General features: G+C 43.5%; 14 protein-coding genes and 1 pseudogene. 6 read left to right on the plus strand and 9 right to left on the minus strand.

The genetic code is table 11. The features are described 5' to 3' along the window. Positions 1-58: 58 nt before the first annotated feature. Positions 59-1,147: a PstS family phosphate ABC transporter substrate-binding protein gene (locus HXY43_RS10035; protein WP_290882880.1), complete on the minus strand. Its 1,089-nt coding sequence runs from the start codon at positions 1,145-1,147 to the stop codon at positions 59-61. Positions 1,148-1,652: 505 nt separating this feature from the next. On the opposite strand from HXY43_RS10035, the gene HXY43_RS10040 reads away from it, so the two are divergent. The 5 genes from HXY43_RS10040 (at position 1,653) to arsC (ending at position 5,420) form a co-directional block, all read left to right on the plus strand. After that, positions 1,653-1,982 (plus strand): helix-turn-helix transcriptional regulator, encoded by a 330-nt coding sequence (locus HXY43_RS10040; protein ID WP_290882882.1) that lies wholly within the window; start codon positions 1,653-1,655, stop codon positions 1,980-1,982. A gap of 125 nt (positions 1,983-2,107) precedes the next feature. Continuing rightward, on the plus strand, positions 2,108-2,323 hold the full coding sequence (locus tag HXY43_RS10045) for a hypothetical protein (protein ID WP_290882885.1): 216 nt from the start codon (positions 2,108-2,110) through the stop codon (positions 2,321-2,323). A gap of 101 nt (positions 2,324-2,424) precedes the next feature. Beyond that, a complete protein-coding gene (gene arsB / locus HXY43_RS10050; RefSeq protein ID WP_290882887.1) occupies positions 2,425-3,579 on the plus strand; it encodes an ACR3 family arsenite efflux transporter in 1,155 nt (384 codons plus the stop codon). Between the two features lie 216 nt (positions 3,580-3,795). Then, positions 3,796-4,968 (plus strand): FAD-dependent oxidoreductase, encoded by a 1,173-nt coding sequence (locus tag HXY43_RS10055; RefSeq protein WP_290882890.1) that lies wholly within the window; start codon positions 3,796-3,798, stop codon positions 4,966-4,968. A 38-nt stretch (positions 4,969-5,006) separates the two neighbouring features. Beyond that, a complete protein-coding gene (arsC, locus tag HXY43_RS10060; RefSeq protein ID WP_290882893.1) occupies positions 5,007-5,420 on the plus strand; it encodes an arsenate reductase, glutathione/glutaredoxin type in 414 nt (137 codons plus the stop codon). Positions 5,421-5,616: 196 nt separating this feature from the next. On the opposite strand, the pseudogene HXY43_RS10065 reads toward arsC, so the two are convergent. The 4 genes and pseudogenes from HXY43_RS10065 to pruA all read right to left on the minus strand — a co-directional run. Continuing rightward, positions 5,617-5,754: pseudogene (locus HXY43_RS10065) on the minus strand (SulP family inorganic anion transporter); the annotation flags it as partial. A gap of 93 nt (positions 5,755-5,847) precedes the next feature. Then, entirely contained in the window at positions 5,848-8,451 is a 2,604-nt protein-coding gene (locus HXY43_RS10070; RefSeq protein WP_290882895.1) for a glycosyltransferase family 39 protein, read from the minus strand. Positions 8,452-8,658: 207 nt separating this feature from the next. Continuing rightward, positions 8,659-9,102 (minus strand): GNAT family N-acetyltransferase, encoded by a 444-nt coding sequence (locus HXY43_RS10075; protein WP_290882898.1) that lies wholly within the window; start codon positions 9,100-9,102, stop codon positions 8,659-8,661. A gap of 249 nt (positions 9,103-9,351) precedes the next feature. Continuing rightward, positions 9,352-12,375, minus strand: a complete 3,024-nt coding sequence (pruA, locus tag HXY43_RS10080; RefSeq protein WP_290882901.1) for an L-glutamate gamma-semialdehyde dehydrogenase — start codon at positions 12,373-12,375, stop codon at positions 9,352-9,354. 475 nt (positions 12,376-12,850) lie between these two features. On the opposite strand from pruA, the gene HXY43_RS10085 reads away from it, so the two are divergent. Then, positions 12,851-13,297 (plus strand): response regulator, encoded by a 447-nt coding sequence (locus tag HXY43_RS10085; RefSeq protein ID WP_290882903.1) that lies wholly within the window; start codon positions 12,851-12,853, stop codon positions 13,295-13,297. A 225-nt stretch (positions 13,298-13,522) separates the two neighbouring features. On the opposite strand, the gene HXY43_RS10090 is transcribed toward HXY43_RS10085, so the two are convergent. From HXY43_RS10090 to HXY43_RS10105, 4 genes are all read right to left on the minus strand, one after another. Continuing rightward, a complete protein-coding gene (locus tag HXY43_RS10090; RefSeq protein WP_290882906.1) occupies positions 13,523-15,214 on the minus strand; it encodes a sodium:solute symporter family protein in 1,692 nt (563 codons plus the stop codon). Further along, positions 15,214-15,477, minus strand: coding sequence for a DUF4212 domain-containing protein (locus tag HXY43_RS10095; protein ID WP_026733332.1), 264 nt, complete (start codon positions 15,475-15,477; stop codon positions 15,214-15,216). Before HXY43_RS10095 ends, HXY43_RS10090 begins: the two co-directional genes overlap by 1 nt. A 49-nt stretch (positions 15,478-15,526) precedes the next feature. Then, entirely contained in the window at positions 15,527-16,363 is an 837-nt protein-coding gene (locus HXY43_RS10100; RefSeq protein WP_290882909.1) for a tetratricopeptide repeat protein, read from the minus strand. A 149-nt stretch (positions 16,364-16,512) separates the two neighbouring features. Next, positions 16,513-17,433 (minus strand): ribonuclease D, encoded by a 921-nt coding sequence (locus HXY43_RS10105; RefSeq protein ID WP_290882911.1) that lies wholly within the window; start codon positions 17,431-17,433, stop codon positions 16,513-16,515. Between the last annotated feature and the right edge of the window lie 264 nt (positions 17,434-17,697).

The following is a 17,697-nucleotide window of genomic DNA, read 5'->3' on the forward strand; positions in this document are numbered from 1 at the left end:
CTATACCGTAGTTGCTACTACCAAAAAGCAAGTATTAAATATTACTTTTATTTACCTTTTATTTACCCCCTGTTTCTTGTTTGAGAAGATCTGCCAGTTTCAGACCCACGGTGGAACCCTTACCTTCAAAAATGGAACCCGTTGTGCCTTTGGCAAAGCGATCGCGAGCCGCAACGTAAATTTCTTCTGGAAGGGGAACATAACCCACTTCACTCACTAACTTTTCGTTTTCTTTTGCCAAGTAAAATTCAGTAAATACCTTCACGTCCGGGCGATTGGCAACTGATTTCTTGACATATATGAAAATGGGGCGAGAAAGTGGCTGGTAAGTACCATCTCGAACAGTTTCTGGACTGGGGGTAACGCAGCCCTTGCCATCGTCGATCTGAACTAATTTCAGCTTGTTTTGATTTTCTTCATAGTAGGCAAGCCCAAAGAATCCCATGCCATTTTTATCTCCGGCAACCCCTTGGACAATGGTGTTGTCGTCTTCACTAGCTGTATAGTCACCCCGGCTCTTACCTTCTTCACCAACAATTGCTGCGGTGAAGTAGTCGTAGGTACCTGAGTCTGTACCTGCTCCGTAGAGCCCGAGTTTTTCGTTGGGAAAACTAGAACGAACTTGGTTCCAGGTTATGATTTTACCTTGGGCAGCTGGTTCCCACACTTTTTTGAGTTCATCTACCTTGAGACAACTCGCAAAATTATTGGCAGGATTAACTACTACCGATAGCGCGTCATAGGCGATGGGGAGTTCAACGTATTCAACGTTATTTTTCTTACAGAGCTCTACCTCTGAGGGCTTAATCGGACGGGAAGCGCCAGTGAAGTCAATCTCATTTGCACAGAACTTCTTAAAGCCTCCTCCAGTTCCTGACACGCCCACCGTCACCTTGACACCTGGATTTTTCTTCTGAAACTCTTCCGCCATAGCCTCAGAAACTGGAAATACTGTACTGGAACCATCTCCAAGTACATTTCCACTGAGATTGGAGGAAGAACCTGTAGCAGCAGGGCTGGCAGCAGGGGTAGTTTCTGTTTCTTGAGAGGTTGTGTTCTGGTTCTCTCCACCACAGGCAGCCAGCATCAGGGTAGCAACCGCTAAAGAAGCCAGGATTGATTTTCGTTTTACCTGCATGTTAAGCATTGTAATTTCTACTTTTGTAGTCAGCTGGCACTAAAATTTGAGAAAGATTTTACATTTGCCACGCATCTATGTTGAGATAGCAATAGATCGGGCATTTCAAAAAAAGTTGATTAACTGAATCCATGGCAAATTATACATTAAAAATAATTGGTTAGTTAAATTATTAAACTACTCTTCATAACACCAGTCCGATAAAGCTAACACAAATAGCAGTTATAAGCATCAGTCTCTGCTTGTTGCCAAGATTTGAGACATGAAAGTTTATAAGATTCAGAATAGGTTAAGAAAAGATTAACCAAAAGTTAACAAAGATTAAAATTAAAAAAAACTGATGCTCAATCAAACCAATAGCTATACAACGATTTTCATATGGATTTACCATAGTGATTGAACTAGGGATCAATAATAATTGCGTTGTTTGCTTAATTCCTACCAGTTCAGGCAAGGCTGAGGTTATGGTTTCTAGTCCACAATAGAAAAGACCTTTATTTTCACTCTCATATCAATGCAAATCTCCTCCACTGCTACTCCTGATGTAATTGTTTCTGGATTTCATGCCCTTTCCGATCCACTTAGGATGAGGGTCTTGGAACTTCTGCAACAACACGAGCTTTGTGTATGTGACTTGTGTGATATTTTGGGAGTGAGCCAGTCAAAGTTGTCTTTTCACCTCAAAACTCTCAAGGAAGCTGATTTAGTCCGCTCTCGTCAAGAAGGGCGCTGGATTTACTACAGTCTCAACCTGCCGCAGTTTGTTGTCCTAGAGCAGTACCTATCAGAGTTCCGTCGCTTTAGCCAAATTTTGCCTGTTCGATATTGTCCAGATCATTCTTAAACAATCATTAACCATCATTTTTGAATTAACTTCTGCGAACAAGAGTTATGATGATAGTTGTTCAATCAAGTTTTTTTGAAATGATGCTGAGTATAATCATGCATATGTACCATGACGTGAGTTAAATGAGCGCGATAGAAAAATTGCTCATCGCGCTTTTGATGTTGATTTTGGTGAGTAGTTGTACGACAAATACCAATACAGCTACTCAGAAACAGCAGTCGCAAAAAACGACTGAAGTTAGTAGTTCAGAAAAGGTTGCAACGGTAAAAATTGATGGTTCCAGTACAATTTATCCGATTACGCAGGCGAGTGCCAAAGAGCGATCGCAACAATTTTGACCGCAGAGATGGAAGCTTTTAGCAAAAATAGCATAACGACGGCAAATTCTGGAGAGTATGTGCCTCTAAGGGACTAGCATTTTATTTTTAGGGTGATATTAATGGGAACAAATCGTTCGCAAGCTAGTACAGTTCGCGTCCAAGCTGGAAGTAATCTGAGTTTTTTTGAAAAATACCTCACCGTTTGGGTAGTTTTGTGTATTTTGGCAGGGATTGTTCTGGGTAGATTATTTCCAGGAGTAGCGGTGGCGCTAGATGCAATGAGTGTGTATCAAGTATCCATTCCCATCGCAGTTTGTTTATTTTTCATGATGTACCCCATCATGGTGAAGATAGACTTCACCCAAGCTGCTAATGCCATCCGTGCGCCCAAACCTGTTATTCTCACCTTGGTAGTGAACTGGTTGATTAAACCATTCACAATGGTGGTATTTGCCCAGTTTTTCCTAGGATGGTTATTTCGTCCTTTGATAGTGGGAACTGAGATAATTCGTGGTAGTGAAGTAACACTAGCGAACTCCTACATAGCTGGTGCAATTTTATTAGGAATTGCTCCTTGTACTGCGATGGTGCTGATGTGGGGATATCTTTCCTACGGTAATCAGGGACACACCTTGGTGATGGTGGCGGTGAATTCCCTAGCGATGCTGTTTTTGTATGCACCGTTGGGTAGGTGGTTGCTAGCGGCGAATGATTTAACAGTGCCTTGGCAAACAATTGCTTTGTCAGTACTAATTTATGTCGGTTTACCGTTAGTGGCGGGAATGTACAGCCGTTACTGGATTTTAAAACACAAAGGTAGAGAGTGGTTTGAACGACGATTTTTAAAGTATCTCACTCCGGTTGCCATTACCGCCTTACTACTTACTTTAGTGTTGCTGTTTGCCTTTAAGGGAGAATTAATTGTTAACAATCCCTTGCACATCTTGTTAATAGCCGTACCTTTGTTTATTCAAACAAATTTCATTTTCTTGATTAGTTATGTAGTAGCTTTGAAAATGAATTTATCCTATGAAGATGCTGCACCTGCTGCATTAATTGGGGCTAGCAATCATTTTGAAGTAGCCATTGCCACTGCTGTAATGCTGTTTGGTTTAAATTCCGGTGCGGCACTCGCTACAGTGGTAGGGGTTTTAATCGAAGTACCAGTAATGTTGATGTTGGTTGAGTTTTGCAAGCGCACTGCTGCTTGGTTTCCACGGGAACCAGAAAAAGCAACATTACGAGATCCGCGCTGTTTTAGTGCCTTCAAGTGATCGCGAGTAAGTGATGACAACCTTCCAATTACGAGTGCAAGTATAAATCCGGCAGGTTCAATGGGTAGTTAAAGCATACTAAAAAGCAATTGGGCATTGGAAAAGGTCTGTTCCAACATTTGCAAAAGCACCGTGAATAATGAATGGTGGATAGCTCAGGCAAATTGGAAAAGGTCTGTGCCAACATTTGCAAAAGCAAGCTAACGATTGAGGAAAATGAATTTACTCATTATCGGCGGAAGCGATGCAGGCATCAGCGCTGCCTTAAGGGCAACAGAGTTGGATTCTACAGTTAGTGTCACCGTAGTTGTAGCTGATAGCTTTCCCAACTACAGTATTTGTGGTATTCCTTTTTATCTCAGTGGTGAAGTACCAGATTGGCGCAATCTTGCCCATCGGACAGCAGAGGAAATTACGCAAACAGGCATTAGTCTATTACTCAACCACACGGCACAGAGTATTGATGCTGACAAAAAACAGGTCAAAGTTGTGGATGAACAAGGGCAAGAGCAATGGCTGAGTTACGATAAGCTCGTCATTGGTACTGGTGCTGTGCCTGTTAACCCTCCTATTCAAGGGTTAAACCTAGCGGGAGTGTTTCTCTTACATTCAATGGCAGATAGCTTTGCCGTCCACCATTACCTGACTCACCATGAACCCAAATCAGCCGTAATTATCGGGGACGGGTACATTGGTTTGGAAATGGCAGATGCTTTAATTCATCGAGGTATAGCCGTCACGGTGGTGGGGCGATCGCCAAGTGTGATGAGGACTGTTGACCCCAGTTTAGGGCATGTCATCGCTGAAGAATTGCAACGTCACGGAGTTGAGGCGATCAATAGTGTTGAAATCAATACTATTGAACAACAAGGAACACAGTTAGTAGTGTCTGGGTCTAGTGGCTTCCACAAAACTACTGATATGGTATTGGTAGCGGTTGGAGTGCAGCCATTAACCAACTTAGCATCAACAGCAGGCTTGAAAACAGGTATACGGGGTGCCATCCAAGTTAACCGCAAGATGGAAACTAACGTTCCTGATATATATGCAGCCGGAGACTGTGTGGAAACTTGGCATCGCCTGCTGAATGAGTATACGTATCTACCCTTGGGAACTACAGCTCATAAGCAAGGTAGGATTGCTGGCGAAAATGCGGTTGGTGGCAATCAAGAATTTGCTAGCTCACTTGGTACTCAGGTTGTGAAAGTATTTGATTTGGCGATCGCCCGTACAGGCTTGCGGGACTCGGAAGCACAAAATGCGGGATTTAACCCCTTCACTAAAGTTGATTACCTCACAGACCGCTACAGCGAACGCAAGGAAAAAGCAGCCAAAGAAATTATCAAGGTAGCGAATAGCGCACTTGAGGTTCATGCTCACAAAGGCTGATAAGGCAATTTTAGTCACATTAACAGAGGAATTAAACTATGAAACGTGTGATGTTTGTCTGCAAAAAGAATTCTGCCCGTTCTCAAATGGCGGAAGGCTTTGCCAAAACCCTTGGTAAGGGAAAGATTGAGGTAACGAGTTCTGGATTAGAAGCAAGCCAAGTCAGACCAGAGGCGATCGCTGCTATGAAAGAAGTTGGCATTGACATCTCCGACCAATACTCCAAACCCCTTAGTGATTTCAAAGCCGAAGACTTTGATGCAGTAATTTCACTGTGTGGCTGTGGCGTGAATTTACCGTCAGAGTGGGTTGTACGGGAAGTATTTGAAGACTGGCAGTTGGATGATCCAGCTGAACAACCTGAAATTTTTCCCCGCGTGCGTGATGAAATTAAAGATCGGGTTGTGCAACTGATTGCATCTATTGATGAAGAATTTACACCTGCTGGCTGAGGTTCGCCCTGTTTGGTCAAATCTTTGTAACAACCGAACTACCCACCAGTGACCTGAGTACAGGTTCGGTGGGGCTTTAAAGCCTTGAGTTTACACCGACTAAGACCTTGATTATAACGAAAGTCTTCAATATCTTGGTCTAATACCAATTCCCTGTAATTGATGCTGATGATGATCAAAGGGTGGTGATTTTATCGATCATGGCTAAGGCAATACCGTGAATTACCCCCGATAGTCGGGTTTTTCCGCCAGAACGGACATTGACAGCAGTCTGAGCGATCGCACCTGTGGCTGGAATGCCACCAAAAAATGGAACAATAATATTTGCTATCCCTAGAGGTGTTTAAGAATCACCTAGTTGAGGTGCGGGACACCCTAGAACAATTGGAATGAATGCGATCGCCGAAAGTTTTGGCATTGCGAAGGTTTATCTGTGTTCGATATTAATCATTTTAAAAATCCGCCACGCTTTCATCACCTTTCCTTGCATTAGCGCAGCAATTCCATTCAATGCCTGAATTTCTACTAAGTTGGGATTTTTAACTAAACTTGGCTGAAGGGATTTTTCGGCTGCGGCTGGTTGCCAATTATAGATTTGGACAAATGCCAAATATGCCCAGGCATAAGGGTTTTCTGAGTCTAATTGAGTTACTTGTTCCAAAGCCGCGATCGCACCATTCGCTTTTTTCTGTAACACGTTTGCTAAAGCCAAAGCATAAGCCCAATCTCGATTTTGTGAAACGTGCTGCAATCGATATTCCAAACTCAGCCGCGCCTGTTCCAAATAATCCTGGGTAGGGTCGTATTGATTGATACGTCCAATCTCTTCAAAAAGTTGCTCCAACGCCTTTGTACCATGAGGTAAATTTGCTGCTAACATTCGCAACTGCGTGATTAAATCCAACTCTGGCGCGCTCGTAGCACTTGCTTGTGGGTCGATTTGCAAAGTTACTTTTGGCACAGGAATTGAATAAGTTGCCCTAGTTACTCGGTTGAGGTAAATCGCTTCTAAGTTGTAATTTCCTGGTGCAATATCAGCAGGTGGTAACATCGCCATCCTTTCAATCACTTGCAATGTACCTTGGGGTTTGTTTGCACCTGCATGTAAATTTCCCATACCGATACCGCGATCGTGTATCCATGACATTTTGTCATCCGAGGAATGACGCCAAGTCAACAGCACAATACCGTTTTGCAATTCTTCCCAAGCACCATTCCACTCATAAGTTACAGGTACTGGGACTCCTGGCGGGGCTTTTTCTGGCACTGTGACTTGTAACAGGGTAACTTTGGCTAGTGCTTGCTGAGAAACTGGTTTTACTTCTATTGGTGGCGTTTGTTGGTGATAAAGCTTGATAGTACCGCTACCAGGCAACTCCCAAGACTTGTTGAGTTGAAAATTGCCACCCTCCTCCACAGTTTTAACCATCATAGCTTGGGCTTTTGGTACAGAACCTTGTTTGCCAGTTTTAGTGAGGAACCATGAAAGCGATCGCCCATCTTGTTTGACAAACTTTTTCCTTATTCCCACCTGTCGTCCGTAAACTTGAAAGTTTGCCAACGCCCCATAGTAATTCAAATTGTGCTGGTTGATTTTTGGCGTCGATGGCAATACACCCACTGTGGAACGCAAATATGGTTCTGTTTGGATAATTTGGGCAATTACCTGGCGATGGGGTAATTCTTCTTTCATGTAAGGATAATGCTGAGCATTTGGACTCAAAACTTGTGTCATCCAACTGCCAACACTACCTCCCACTGGGAACAGATTAAACAACATCAAAAGCACTGCCAAACCAAAAGTACCCCAACGGAGACGCTGTCCCCAGAGACTGCGGAAACGGGTTAAGCCATAGGCTAAAAATACTGAAAGTACTGGTAAATAAGGTAACGTATAGCGTGTATCTTTGTTTGGGTTTAGAGATGAAAGAAAATAAGCACCTACCAAAAATATTGCCAGCCACTTAAGTGAGGATGAAAAGGACATGGGGACGCGGTGACGCGGTGACGCGGTGAATTTTTCTGTCTCCGTGTCCCCGCGTCTGATTGTCACCGCGTCTTTTTCCAATGAGCTTCCCCAGTAAAGTAGCAACGCAAATATTGACACTATTAACAACGGTAAAGAAACCTGATTGGGCAATTGATGCCAGTAATAAGTCCAAGCTTGCAGTGTGTTGAGGGGTGCATCACCCTCAGCAGTAGCAGAGTCTAACGTTGCTCGTTTGCCAGAAGTGAGGATCAGTAACCAATTAGCACGATACCAAGGACTCAATACCAAAACCGACAAGCACAAAGCGCCAATTAACTGCACTAACTGTCCCCAATGGCGTTGACGAAGTGCGCCAAACCCAATCCATACTATCGGTGTGAGCAGAAACAACAAAGCCGTCTGCTTCACCATCAACGCCAATCCCAAAGATAAACCAAAAGCTGCTGCCAATAGAAGAGGATGGGGAGATGGGGAGATGGGGAGATGGGGAGATTTTTGACTGTTGACTGTTGACTGTTGACTCTTGACTTTTACTTTCCAAACAGTGAGGCAAAAAAAACTGAAGGTAACAACAACTGCAAGAGGATAATCGAGGAGAAAATCTAGACGTAATTGATAGAGAGCGGGCATAATTTGGCATAGTGCTGCTGCCCACAAACCCACAGCCTCGCTAAACAATACTGCACCCAATCCATAAACCGAACCTAGTAAAATAGCACTGAATAACAGCATTACCAGTGTGGCTTGATCCGGCCCAGTGCCAAAAATGTTTTGTACTATAGCTGTAACCATGTAAGTTAAGGGCGGTATTTTAGAAGATAGCATCCAAAAATTTTGCCACCACTCACCATCCCACCATTTGGGATCTTGTAAAGCTTGCCAATAGGTCAACGTCCCAGTTAAATAATCCGCCTGATCCCAAGCTGGAATGGAGCGATCTAAGGCTAACCAAATGCGATCGCCCACCGCACCCAGCAGCCAAATTATGCTGAGGATCAGTAAACTTTTATAGCCTTTGCGCGGATATTTTCGATTACTCATGAGTTATGTTGACCTGAATGGTTAGTAGTTAGTGGATAGTGGATAGTAGTTAGTGGATAGTGGATAGTAGTTAGTGGATAGTGGTTAGTGGTAAAAAATCAGCTACCAACTACTAAGTTCTACCTACTACCTACTAACTACCAACCACTAACCAATGTACAGACGTGCCATGGCACGTCTCTACAACCACTAACTACTAACTACTAACTAAAAATCAATTAATTTTTTCCTCATTTTGATATGACGAATATCAGCTTCTTCAAAAACTTCTCCTTCTTCTTGAAAACCTAGCTGCTGATACAAACCTTTTATATACTCTTGGGCATGAATCTCCACTTCTGGAATATTTTTGCTAGCTAAAACTAACAGTGCTTTTTCAGTAATTTTCTTGCCAATTCCTTGTCCTCTAGCCATTGGCAAAACAGCTAGCCTTTCTATCTTCGCCGTTTTCTCATCCAAATATCTAATCCTAGCCGTCCCCACACATTCTCCATCTAAATAAGCAATCAACTGCTCACACGTCTCATCTAGACCATCAAAATCTAAATCTTGTTCCATTCCTTGCTCTTTCTGAAATACTTTCCTTCTAATTTCTTGGATGTTCCGAAAATCTTCCGAAGAATCAGCAACTCTAATAATTGAACTCTTCATGAAAATCTCTTGGCGTTCTTTGCGTCTTGGCGGTTCAATTATAAAACAGGGTGGGCATTGCCCACTTCGTGTCTTAGTGTCTTGGTGAGTCCAGCCCCCGTCTTGGCTTCTGCCGAGATGGGGGACTGGCGAACCCGGAGGGTGGTGAAAAAATAAATTTTCTTGAACCACTAAGACACGAAGACACAAAGAAAGCTGATTCTTTGGGATTGCACCACCAAAGGGCTAGCATTGCCCACCCTAAAAACTTTACTCTGCCCCTTCAATTGGCGCAAAACCTTGCCGCTGGATATTCTCCGTCACCGTACGCGGTTCTAGGAATTGCAGCAAGTAGTCAGGGCCACCCGCTTTAGAACCAACTCCAGAAAGCTTGAAACCACCAAAGGGTTGCCGTGCAACTATTGCACCTGTGATGGTACGGTTAATGTACAAATTCCCAACTTCAAACTCTTCCTGCGCTGTTTGAATGTGCGAGGGAGTTCGAGAGTAAAGCCCTCCAGTTAGAGCGTAGTTGGTATCGTTGGCAATTGCCAAAGCCTCTGGGAAATTTTTCGCCCTGATTACCGCGACAACGGGACCAAAAATTTCTTGTTGGGCAATTACCGCATTTGGCGATACATCCGAAAAGATCACCGGGCCAATAAAATACCCGTTCTCCGGTGCTGGCAATTCTAAAGCCACTTTTGCTTCTGCTTTGCCCTTTTGAATATACTCACGAATGCGATCGCGTGCGTTAGCATCAATCACAGGGCCTACTTGAGTACTGGGTAACTCCGCTTCCCCAATGTTAAGCGATTTTGTCGCCTCTACAAACCGCTGGACAAAAGTATCGTAAATGGTTGTGTGTACAATCACTCGCGAACAAGCTGAACATTTTTGACCGCTGTAACCAAATGCCGACTGCACAACACCCGCAACTGCCTGGTCTAAATCAGCACTTTCATCGACAATAATTGCATTCTTGCCACCCATCTCGGCAATTACCCGCTTCATATGTTTTTGCAGAGGTTTAAGATTTGCCGCCTCTGCGTAAATTCTACAACCAACCTCTTGCGACCCCGTAAACACAATCATATGAGTATCGGGATGGCTTACCAAGTAAGCACCAACTTGGGAACCTTTACCAGGTACGTATTGAAATACACCTTTGGGGATACCAGCTGCGACTAAAATTTCTGTCAGTTTCGCTGCAATTACTGAGGATGTTTCTGCTGGTTTGAGGAGAGTACAATTACCAGCAACCAAAGCTGCGACAGTCATTCCCGTGGCGATCGCAAGCGGGAAATTCCAAGGAGAAATCACCACGGCAATTCCCCGAGGCTGGTAAATATAACGATTAGTCTCGCCGGGAACGTCGTAATTATAACCTTGGTCTAGCCGTTCCATCTCAAGAGCATAGTAGCGACAGAAGTCTATCGCCTCGCTAACTTCTACATCTGCTTCCCGTACTGGTTTACCAACTTCCAACACGATCCAAGCTGCAAGTTCCGCACGACGCTGTTCCATCAACTCAGCTGCTTTTCGCAAGATCTCAGCGCGTTGTCTGACAGGTGTTTTGCGCCAACCGGCAAACGCAGCTTTTGCAGCTTGCATCGCTTTTTCTGCTTGTTCAACGCTGATGAGTCCGACTTTACCAATTACCTGACTGTAATTTGAGGGGTTGAGAGAATCAATTATTTCCTGAGTGTTGACGTATTCGCCGTTAATTAACGGGAGATAGGTTTTACCAAATTGCTGGCGAACACTTTGCAAAGCTTGTTGTGATTTCTTTCTTGCCTGTTCTTCAGCATAATCTGTATCTGCTGCACCGATGAAGGATGAGGGGGAGAGGGGGAACTCGGGGCCCCCTCTGGGGATAAGGGGGCAAGGGGGAGAGGGGGGGACTTTTCCGTCCCCTTGTCCCACAGTAGGTGGTGCTAACAATTCCTCTACCGGACGATTTTCTAAATTTTGCCGCAAGAAAGAACTATTCGCGGTATTCTCTAGCAAGCGACGAATCAGGTAGGCCATCCCGGGAAGAAGTTCACCATAGGGACAGTAAACGCGGACGCGATAGCCTTGATCAACTAAAGCTTTTGCTAGTTTATCGCCCATGCCGTAGAGAACTTGCATTTCAAAGCAACGACGAGGGACTTTTAAACTTTCCGCGATTGCAATGGCATGAGCTTGCGATCGCACATTATGGCTACCAATCGCAGCATACACATATTGGTGATTTTCCAGCAATAATTGCGTAATAGTCTCAAAGTTGGCATCTGTTGCGGCTTTGTCGCTATAAACTGGCTGTGGCCAGTGCTTCTGCGCTGCTTTGATGGTTTCTTGATCCCAGTACGCACCTTTTACCAAGCGAATTGTAATCGGATAACCACGCTGTTTTGCCCAATCAATTAATGCTTTTGTATCTTGTTCGCTGTCACGCAGATATGCTTGGATAGTCATGCCAATATCTGTGCGCGTACGAAATTCTTCTTCAAGCAAAAGCTTTTTCAGAATGCTCAACGTTAGATTTTTGTAAGCATACTGTTCCATATCAAAGTGAACGGCGACGCCTAGTTCTTTGGCACGACGCAACAGGATGCGGATGCGATCGCTGACTCGTTCTTCGCTACCTTTAGGATCTAGGGGATCGAATTGGGAGTAAAACGCGGTTAATTTGACAGACACCTGAACTTTTGGTAGTGCTTCGCCGTCTGCTTCATCAATTAATGGTACAGTTGCCCAATTCTTGGATGCTTCTTGTAATTGTTGCATCAAATCTAGATATCTTTCCAGGTAAGACTGTGCTTCTGCTTCGGTAATTACTGCTTCACCTAGTAAGTCTACAGTGAAAGCCATTTTTTCCTTACGCAGTCGCTCAATCGTCTTAAGTACCTGTTTAATATTTTCTCCAGCAATATATTTATGAGCTAATGTTTCAACTGCTGTAGCAACAGTAGTAGCAGCGACCTGCCCCGGCATGGAATCGGGATTAGCAAAATTTAACATTCCCTTCAGGGCAGTTGGTAATTCTACTGATTCATCACCTAAATATTCTTGTAAATGCGCGGCAATTTCCGATTTACTGTGTAAAGCGGGTAGAGTATCGATAAAGCGAAATAGCTGCACTCGCAACCCAGGATTGCTCATCGCCCAAGCCAGCAGCTTATCATCCCAGCGCATCTGATCGCGCAACGCCGAGAAAAAATTACGACTTTCCTGTGTTGCTTCTAGTAATTGTTTGGCTATTTTTTGAGTATTAGCTTCGTAGGTGCTAGTTTTTACTTGTAAAACCACAGATAACAAACTCCTTGTTTAATGTCAGGCTTTACCTTATAAAACCCATATCTTCTATTTTCGCTCTTTGGTTTTGTAGCCACCACATCTAGAGTGCAGGATGTTACGCAATTCCTACTAATACCAATGTAAAAGGTACTGGGGATTAGGGATTGGGGTAGTGGTTTTCACGCGTAAAAATTATGTCCAGGGCAATGAAAAACCACGCCCACGAGGGGCATGGTTTTTGGGCATTGGGAATGGGGCATTGGGCATTGGACTCTTATGTACGGTTTCGTACCGACATCTGATGTTGACGACCTTTATCATTATGTCTATTTGGAGTATTGCAATACGGTTGTGTGAACGTTCGCTGTCACTCTAAAGAGTGTAGCTTCAGGCTACCCTACGGGAAGCCGCCCTGTGGGCGTCTATAGCCTGTGGGTTCGTAAAGCCGTAACATCATTTGTCCTGAAGTTCCCCAGGAGATTAAGACGTGCAAGCTGAAGATTCAACAGATGGCTCGAAAGTATCATATAACGATACTTACATCCTTAATGGTTTGCGGTTAGTGGTTGTAGATGACGATCAAGACACGCGAGAGTTATTCACCTTCGTCCTTGAAAGCAATGGCGCAGAAGTCATCCCAGTTGCTTCAGCACAGCAGGCGCTAGAAGCGGTCGCCCAATTTCAGCCGGATATCTTGATTAGTGACATACAAATGTCAGGTACAGATGGCTACAACCTGATTCGCCAAGTGAGAAATCTTGGTGCCGATCAAGGAGGACAGATTCCAGCGATCGCCGTGACTGGCTATCCCAAAAATGTGAATGATATTGACGAGCTATTGGTTGGTTTTCAAGGTCATCTGTGCAAACCTATTGATTTAGATGAACTAATCGCAGTTGTTGCTAGCCTGGCTAAACGAGTAGTTAGTAGTTAGTGGTTAGTAGTTAGTAGGTAGTAGTTGGCGTTGCTGAATTTGGTCATGAATTATGTTTGTACACATTTTCGTAGAGATGTAGCAATGCTACGTCTCTACACACCCGTGAATTGTAAATTCATATTTTGATTCAGCAACCCCTAGTAGTTAGTAGTTAGTAGTTGATTTTTTACCACTATCTACTATCTACTATCCACTAACCACTATCCACTAACTCTTTACTAATTAATCGAGATGATCTTCATCAAGTTCTTCAATTGCTGGTGGTTCATCACCAGGTATCCGTAATACCTCAACCATTTCCTGAACTTCAAATGGTGGAGGTGCTGTGAATCGAGAAACACTCCAAGTGACCACAAAATTGATTAACATTCCGAGGGTGCCAATTCCTTCGGCTGAGACGCCGAAAAACCAAGGTTGCATTCCGTAGAATTTTACCCCAACTATATAAAAGATAGTAAAGCACAAGCCCACTACCATACCGGCGATCGCACCTTCTCGGTTTGTCCGCTTGTCGAATACTCCTAAAATGATAATTGGGAAAAAGCTGGCCGCCGCCAAACCGAAGGCAAACGCCACTACCTCAGCAACAAACCCAGGCGGATTGACACCGAAATAACCAGCAATGGCGATCGCAAAGCCCACCATAACTCTACCCACCATCACCCGCTTAGATTCTGAGGCTCCCGGATTAATCATGCGGTAATAGATATCATGGGCAACTGCACTCGAAATTACCAACAGTAACCCCGATGCTGTCGATAAAGCTGCTGCTAATCCACCGACAGCAACTAAAGCAATTACCCAAGGAGCCAATTTCGCTACTTCTGGAGTCGAGAGAACGATAATGTCCCGATCAATGTCAATCTCGCTAGTTTTTTTATCTGAGGTTAACTCAATGCGTCCATTACCGTTTTTGTCTGCAAAGTTCAATAACTTGGTGTTTTCCCACTTTTTCGCCCAGTCTAATTGATGAATCTCTTCAAGCGTGCGGTTGTGTAATGTGCTAATCAAGTTATAACGGGCGAAGCTTGATAAAGCTGGTGCTGTTGTATACAACAAAGCGATTAACAGCAACGCCCAACCAGCAGAAAAGCGAGCCGAGCGCACATCTGGTACTGTGTAAAAACGTACGATCACATGGGGAAGCCCCGCAGTCCCTACCATGAGAGCAACGGTAGTAAATAAAACATCCAGCATCGACTTGTTAACAAACGGTTGCGTATATTCTTGGAAACCAAGATCGAGCTGGATTTGGTTCAGTTTTGGGACAATATCACTGAAAGTGAACGCTAGTTGGGGAATGGGGTTATTAGTGAGTAGCAGAGAAATAGCAACAGCTGGAATCAAATAAGCAATGATTAAGACGCAGTATTGAGCAACCTGAGTCCAGGTAATGCCTTTCATTCCCCCCAGCACCGAGAAAAAGCCGACAATCACCATCCCAATGACAACACCAGTGCTGATGTCTACTTGCAGAAAGCGGCTAAACACAATCCCCACACCGCGCATTTGCCCTGCTACGTAAGTCATGGAGACGAAGATAGCTGCAATAACTGCAACCACGCGGGCAATGTTGGAATAATAGCGATCGCCAACAAAATCAGGAACTGTGTATTTGCCAAACTTCCGCAAATAAGGAGCCAGCAGCAAAGCTAACAGCACATAGCCGCCAGTCCAACCCATCAGGTAAATTGAACCGTCGTAACCAAGGAAAGAAATTAACCCCGCCATCGAAATAAACGAAGCGGCTGACATCCAGTCAGCCGCAGTCGCCGCACCATTGGCAAGGGAGGGAACACCTTGATCGGCTACGAAAAATCCTTTGCTATCTTTAACGCGAGAGCGCCAACCGATGTAGAGATATACAATGAAAGAAAGGATGACAAGTAAAGTCGTCCAAGCTTCAGCTGACATTATTTACCTCTCCTTTTGATTCCGTATTGGCGATCGAGCTTATCCATCTGCACGGCGTAGACAAAAATCAGCACCACGAAGATATAAATGGAGCCTTGCTGCGCCATCCAGAAGCCGAGAGGTAAACCACCCAGACGTATATTGTTCAATGGCTGTACAAGCAGAATGCTAAAACCAATAGATACCAGTGCCCAAACAAGAAGAAGATTTCTGATTAAAGCTGTATTGGCACGCCAGTAAGCCTGACGTTTATCTTGGTTCATAATTATGACTATTTAAACGCTTAGAAAATAATTATTCTACAGAAGCGGTCTAACGCTGAATATCTTGGATATTCTGCATTACTTGTTTATATAATTCAGTATTTTTCTGTTTTTGAAAAATCTCTGCGGCTCGCTGTAAGTCAGCAACTGCTCCTTGATTATCTCCCAATGCAGCACGAGTATTACCGCGATTATTGTAAGCTGCGGCAAATTCGGAGTTTAGGCGAATGGCTTGGTCGAAATCATTAATTGCCATCTGTCTGTCTCCGATTGCGGCACGGGCATTGCCTCGGTTATTGTAGGCAACGGCATACTTGGGATTGAGGCGAATGGCTTGGTCGTAATCTGAAATTGCACCTTTTCGATCTCCTGTAGCGGCGCGGGCGTTACCGCGATTGTTGAAAGCTTCGGCGTAGTTAGGAGCAAGACGAATGGCTTCACTGTAATCTGCAATTGCTTCATTAAGATCCCCTGTGGCGGCGCGGGCATTACCTCGATTGTTGTAGGCTTCAGCATAGTTAGGAGCAAGTTTAATGGCTTGGTTGTAATCTGCGATCGCCTTCTGCTTGTCTCCCATATCGAATTGAACTAGTCCCCGACCATTGTAGGCTGCGGCATACCCAGAATTGATTTGAAGCGCTCGGGTATAAGCTGCGATCGCGCCTTGGGAGTCTCCTTGGATATGCTTGTACTGACCTTGAGTATAAAAGTCTTCTGCTTTTAATGGTTTAGCAACTGGGCTTTTAGGAGCACTTACTCCGATTTCTGTTACTAGCACATCGTTGTTCTTTGCACAAGAAACAACTCCGATGGTGACAAATGCGGTAAGCGCAGCTATTCTAACTGCTACTTTTATTAATTTCTGCTCCTCTAACCGCAATTTCATAAGTTGTTCTAATATAAGTAAATTTTCCTGATAACTTTGTTACTCTATGCCATTAATATTTAATCGTATTTTTCCAGAATTTTCGTAAATTTTTATTTTATGATTTTAAATTAATATTTATAAAAAATATTTTATTGCTAGTACATTATTTACTCGTCTTCATTGATACTTTCTGGAGTTTTGGTAATCAGTCGCCAAGCTGTACTTTTTTCTACATCTACAGATAATTGTTCGAGATTTTCTCCTAAATCTTTTTGCATTTTTTGAGTCAATGTAATAGGAAAATCTAAATTAATATCTTGAGTTTGTATTAGTCTAACTAGCTCTGCAAATGATACTTTTACTGTTGCCCGCTCATATCCTGTTAACTTTAAATCGGAAGTTTCAGATAGATTTTGAGCTTGCATAGCTTTTTTAATTCGCTCTTGCAGATGTTCATATTCTGAATTCAACACTTTCCGATATTGCTCAATTTCTTGGTATCTTGCTGCAAGTGCGATTAAGTCTTCCGTAGCAGGATCGGGGTTGATTTTGGCATTTAATTCTATCAAATGCATATGTACCTGAGCTAAATAAATACAGTCTAGGTAAGCATATTCTATTTGTTCTTCTGTTAAAGGTCGCTGTCCCCAATCGCTAGTTTGTTCTTGTTTATCGATAGACTGAAAATTACACAATTTAGAGGCAAGAGTTTTTAGCTGGTAGTTGGGTAATGGCAAAATATAGTACGGGATTTTTTTTGCCATCTCTAAAGTACAAGTCACATTTTTGGCTTTTTTGTTCCCCAAAAATTTCAAATCGTAGCTGGCGTTGTGAAATACCTTCTCAATCGCCGGATTAATCATGATTTGTTCAATAAATTCAGCTACGACATCTGGCAACTCCAGTACATCCAAAACGTGAATGCGATCGCCACTCATATCTGTGGGATCATCTAATACCTGAATCAGCGACAATCTGGGATTGCTACTTTTGTAATCAGCGACTTCTGTATCTATCCACAAAGTTGAACTTCTGGTATATTCAGAAACCAGAGAACGAATAGCGCTGGCTGATGTCAGGTAAGGCATATTTGGGGAAGCGCAGGTTAAGTCACAGTTTCCCAAGGTAGCATTTTTAGATAGTTATTGGTTAATGGTTAGTAGTTAGTGGTTGGTAGTTAGTGGTTAGTGGTTGGTAGTTAGTGGTTGGTAGTTAGTGGTTAGTGGTTGGTAGTTAGTGGTTAGTGGTTGTAGAGACGTGCCATGGCACGTCTGTACATTGGTTGGTAGTTAGTGGTTAGTGGTTGGTAGTTAGTGATTGATTTTATACCACTATCCACTATCCACTATCCA

Origin of the sequence: Fischerella sp., assembly GCF_013388695.1 — a bacterium.
In the GTDB taxonomy this organism is placed as follows: Bacteria; Cyanobacteriota; Cyanobacteriia; order Cyanobacteriales; family Nostocaceae; genus PCC9605.

Coding starts and splice junctions, on each gene's coding strand:
- HXY43_RS10035 (WP_290882880.1), bottom strand. CDS start 1,147: ATGCTTAACATGCAGGTAAAACGAAAATCAATCCTGGCTTCTTTAGCG.
- HXY43_RS10040 (WP_290882882.1), top strand. CDS start 1,653: ATGCAAATCTCCTCCACTGCTACTCCTGATGTAATTGTTTCTGGATTT.
- HXY43_RS10045 (WP_290882885.1), top strand. CDS start 2,108: ATGAGCGCGATAGAAAAATTGCTCATCGCGCTTTTGATGTTGATTTTG.
- arsB (WP_290882887.1), top strand. CDS start 2,425: ATGGGAACAAATCGTTCGCAAGCTAGTACAGTTCGCGTCCAAGCTGGA.
- HXY43_RS10055 (WP_290882890.1), top strand. CDS start 3,796: ATGAATTTACTCATTATCGGCGGAAGCGATGCAGGCATCAGCGCTGCC.
- arsC (WP_290882893.1), top strand. CDS start 5,007: ATGAAACGTGTGATGTTTGTCTGCAAAAAGAATTCTGCCCGTTCTCAA.
- HXY43_RS10070 (WP_290882895.1), bottom strand. CDS start 8,451: ATGAGTAATCGAAAATATCCGCGCAAAGGCTATAAAAGTTTACTGATC.
- HXY43_RS10075 (WP_290882898.1), bottom strand. CDS start 9,102: ATGAAGAGTTCAATTATTAGAGTTGCTGATTCTTCGGAAGATTTTCGG.
- HXY43_RS10090 (WP_290882906.1), bottom strand. CDS start 15,214: ATGTCAGCTGAAGCTTGGACGACTTTACTTGTCATCCTTTCTTTCATT.
- HXY43_RS10095 (WP_026733332.1), bottom strand. CDS start 15,477: ATGAACCAAGATAAACGTCAGGCTTACTGGCGTGCCAATACAGCTTTA.
- HXY43_RS10100 (WP_290882909.1), bottom strand. CDS start 16,363: ATGAAATTGCGGTTAGAGGAGCAGAAATTAATAAAAGTAGCAGTTAGA.
- HXY43_RS10105 (WP_290882911.1), bottom strand. CDS start 17,433: ATGCCTTACCTGACATCAGCCAGCGCTATTCGTTCTCTGGTTTCTGAA.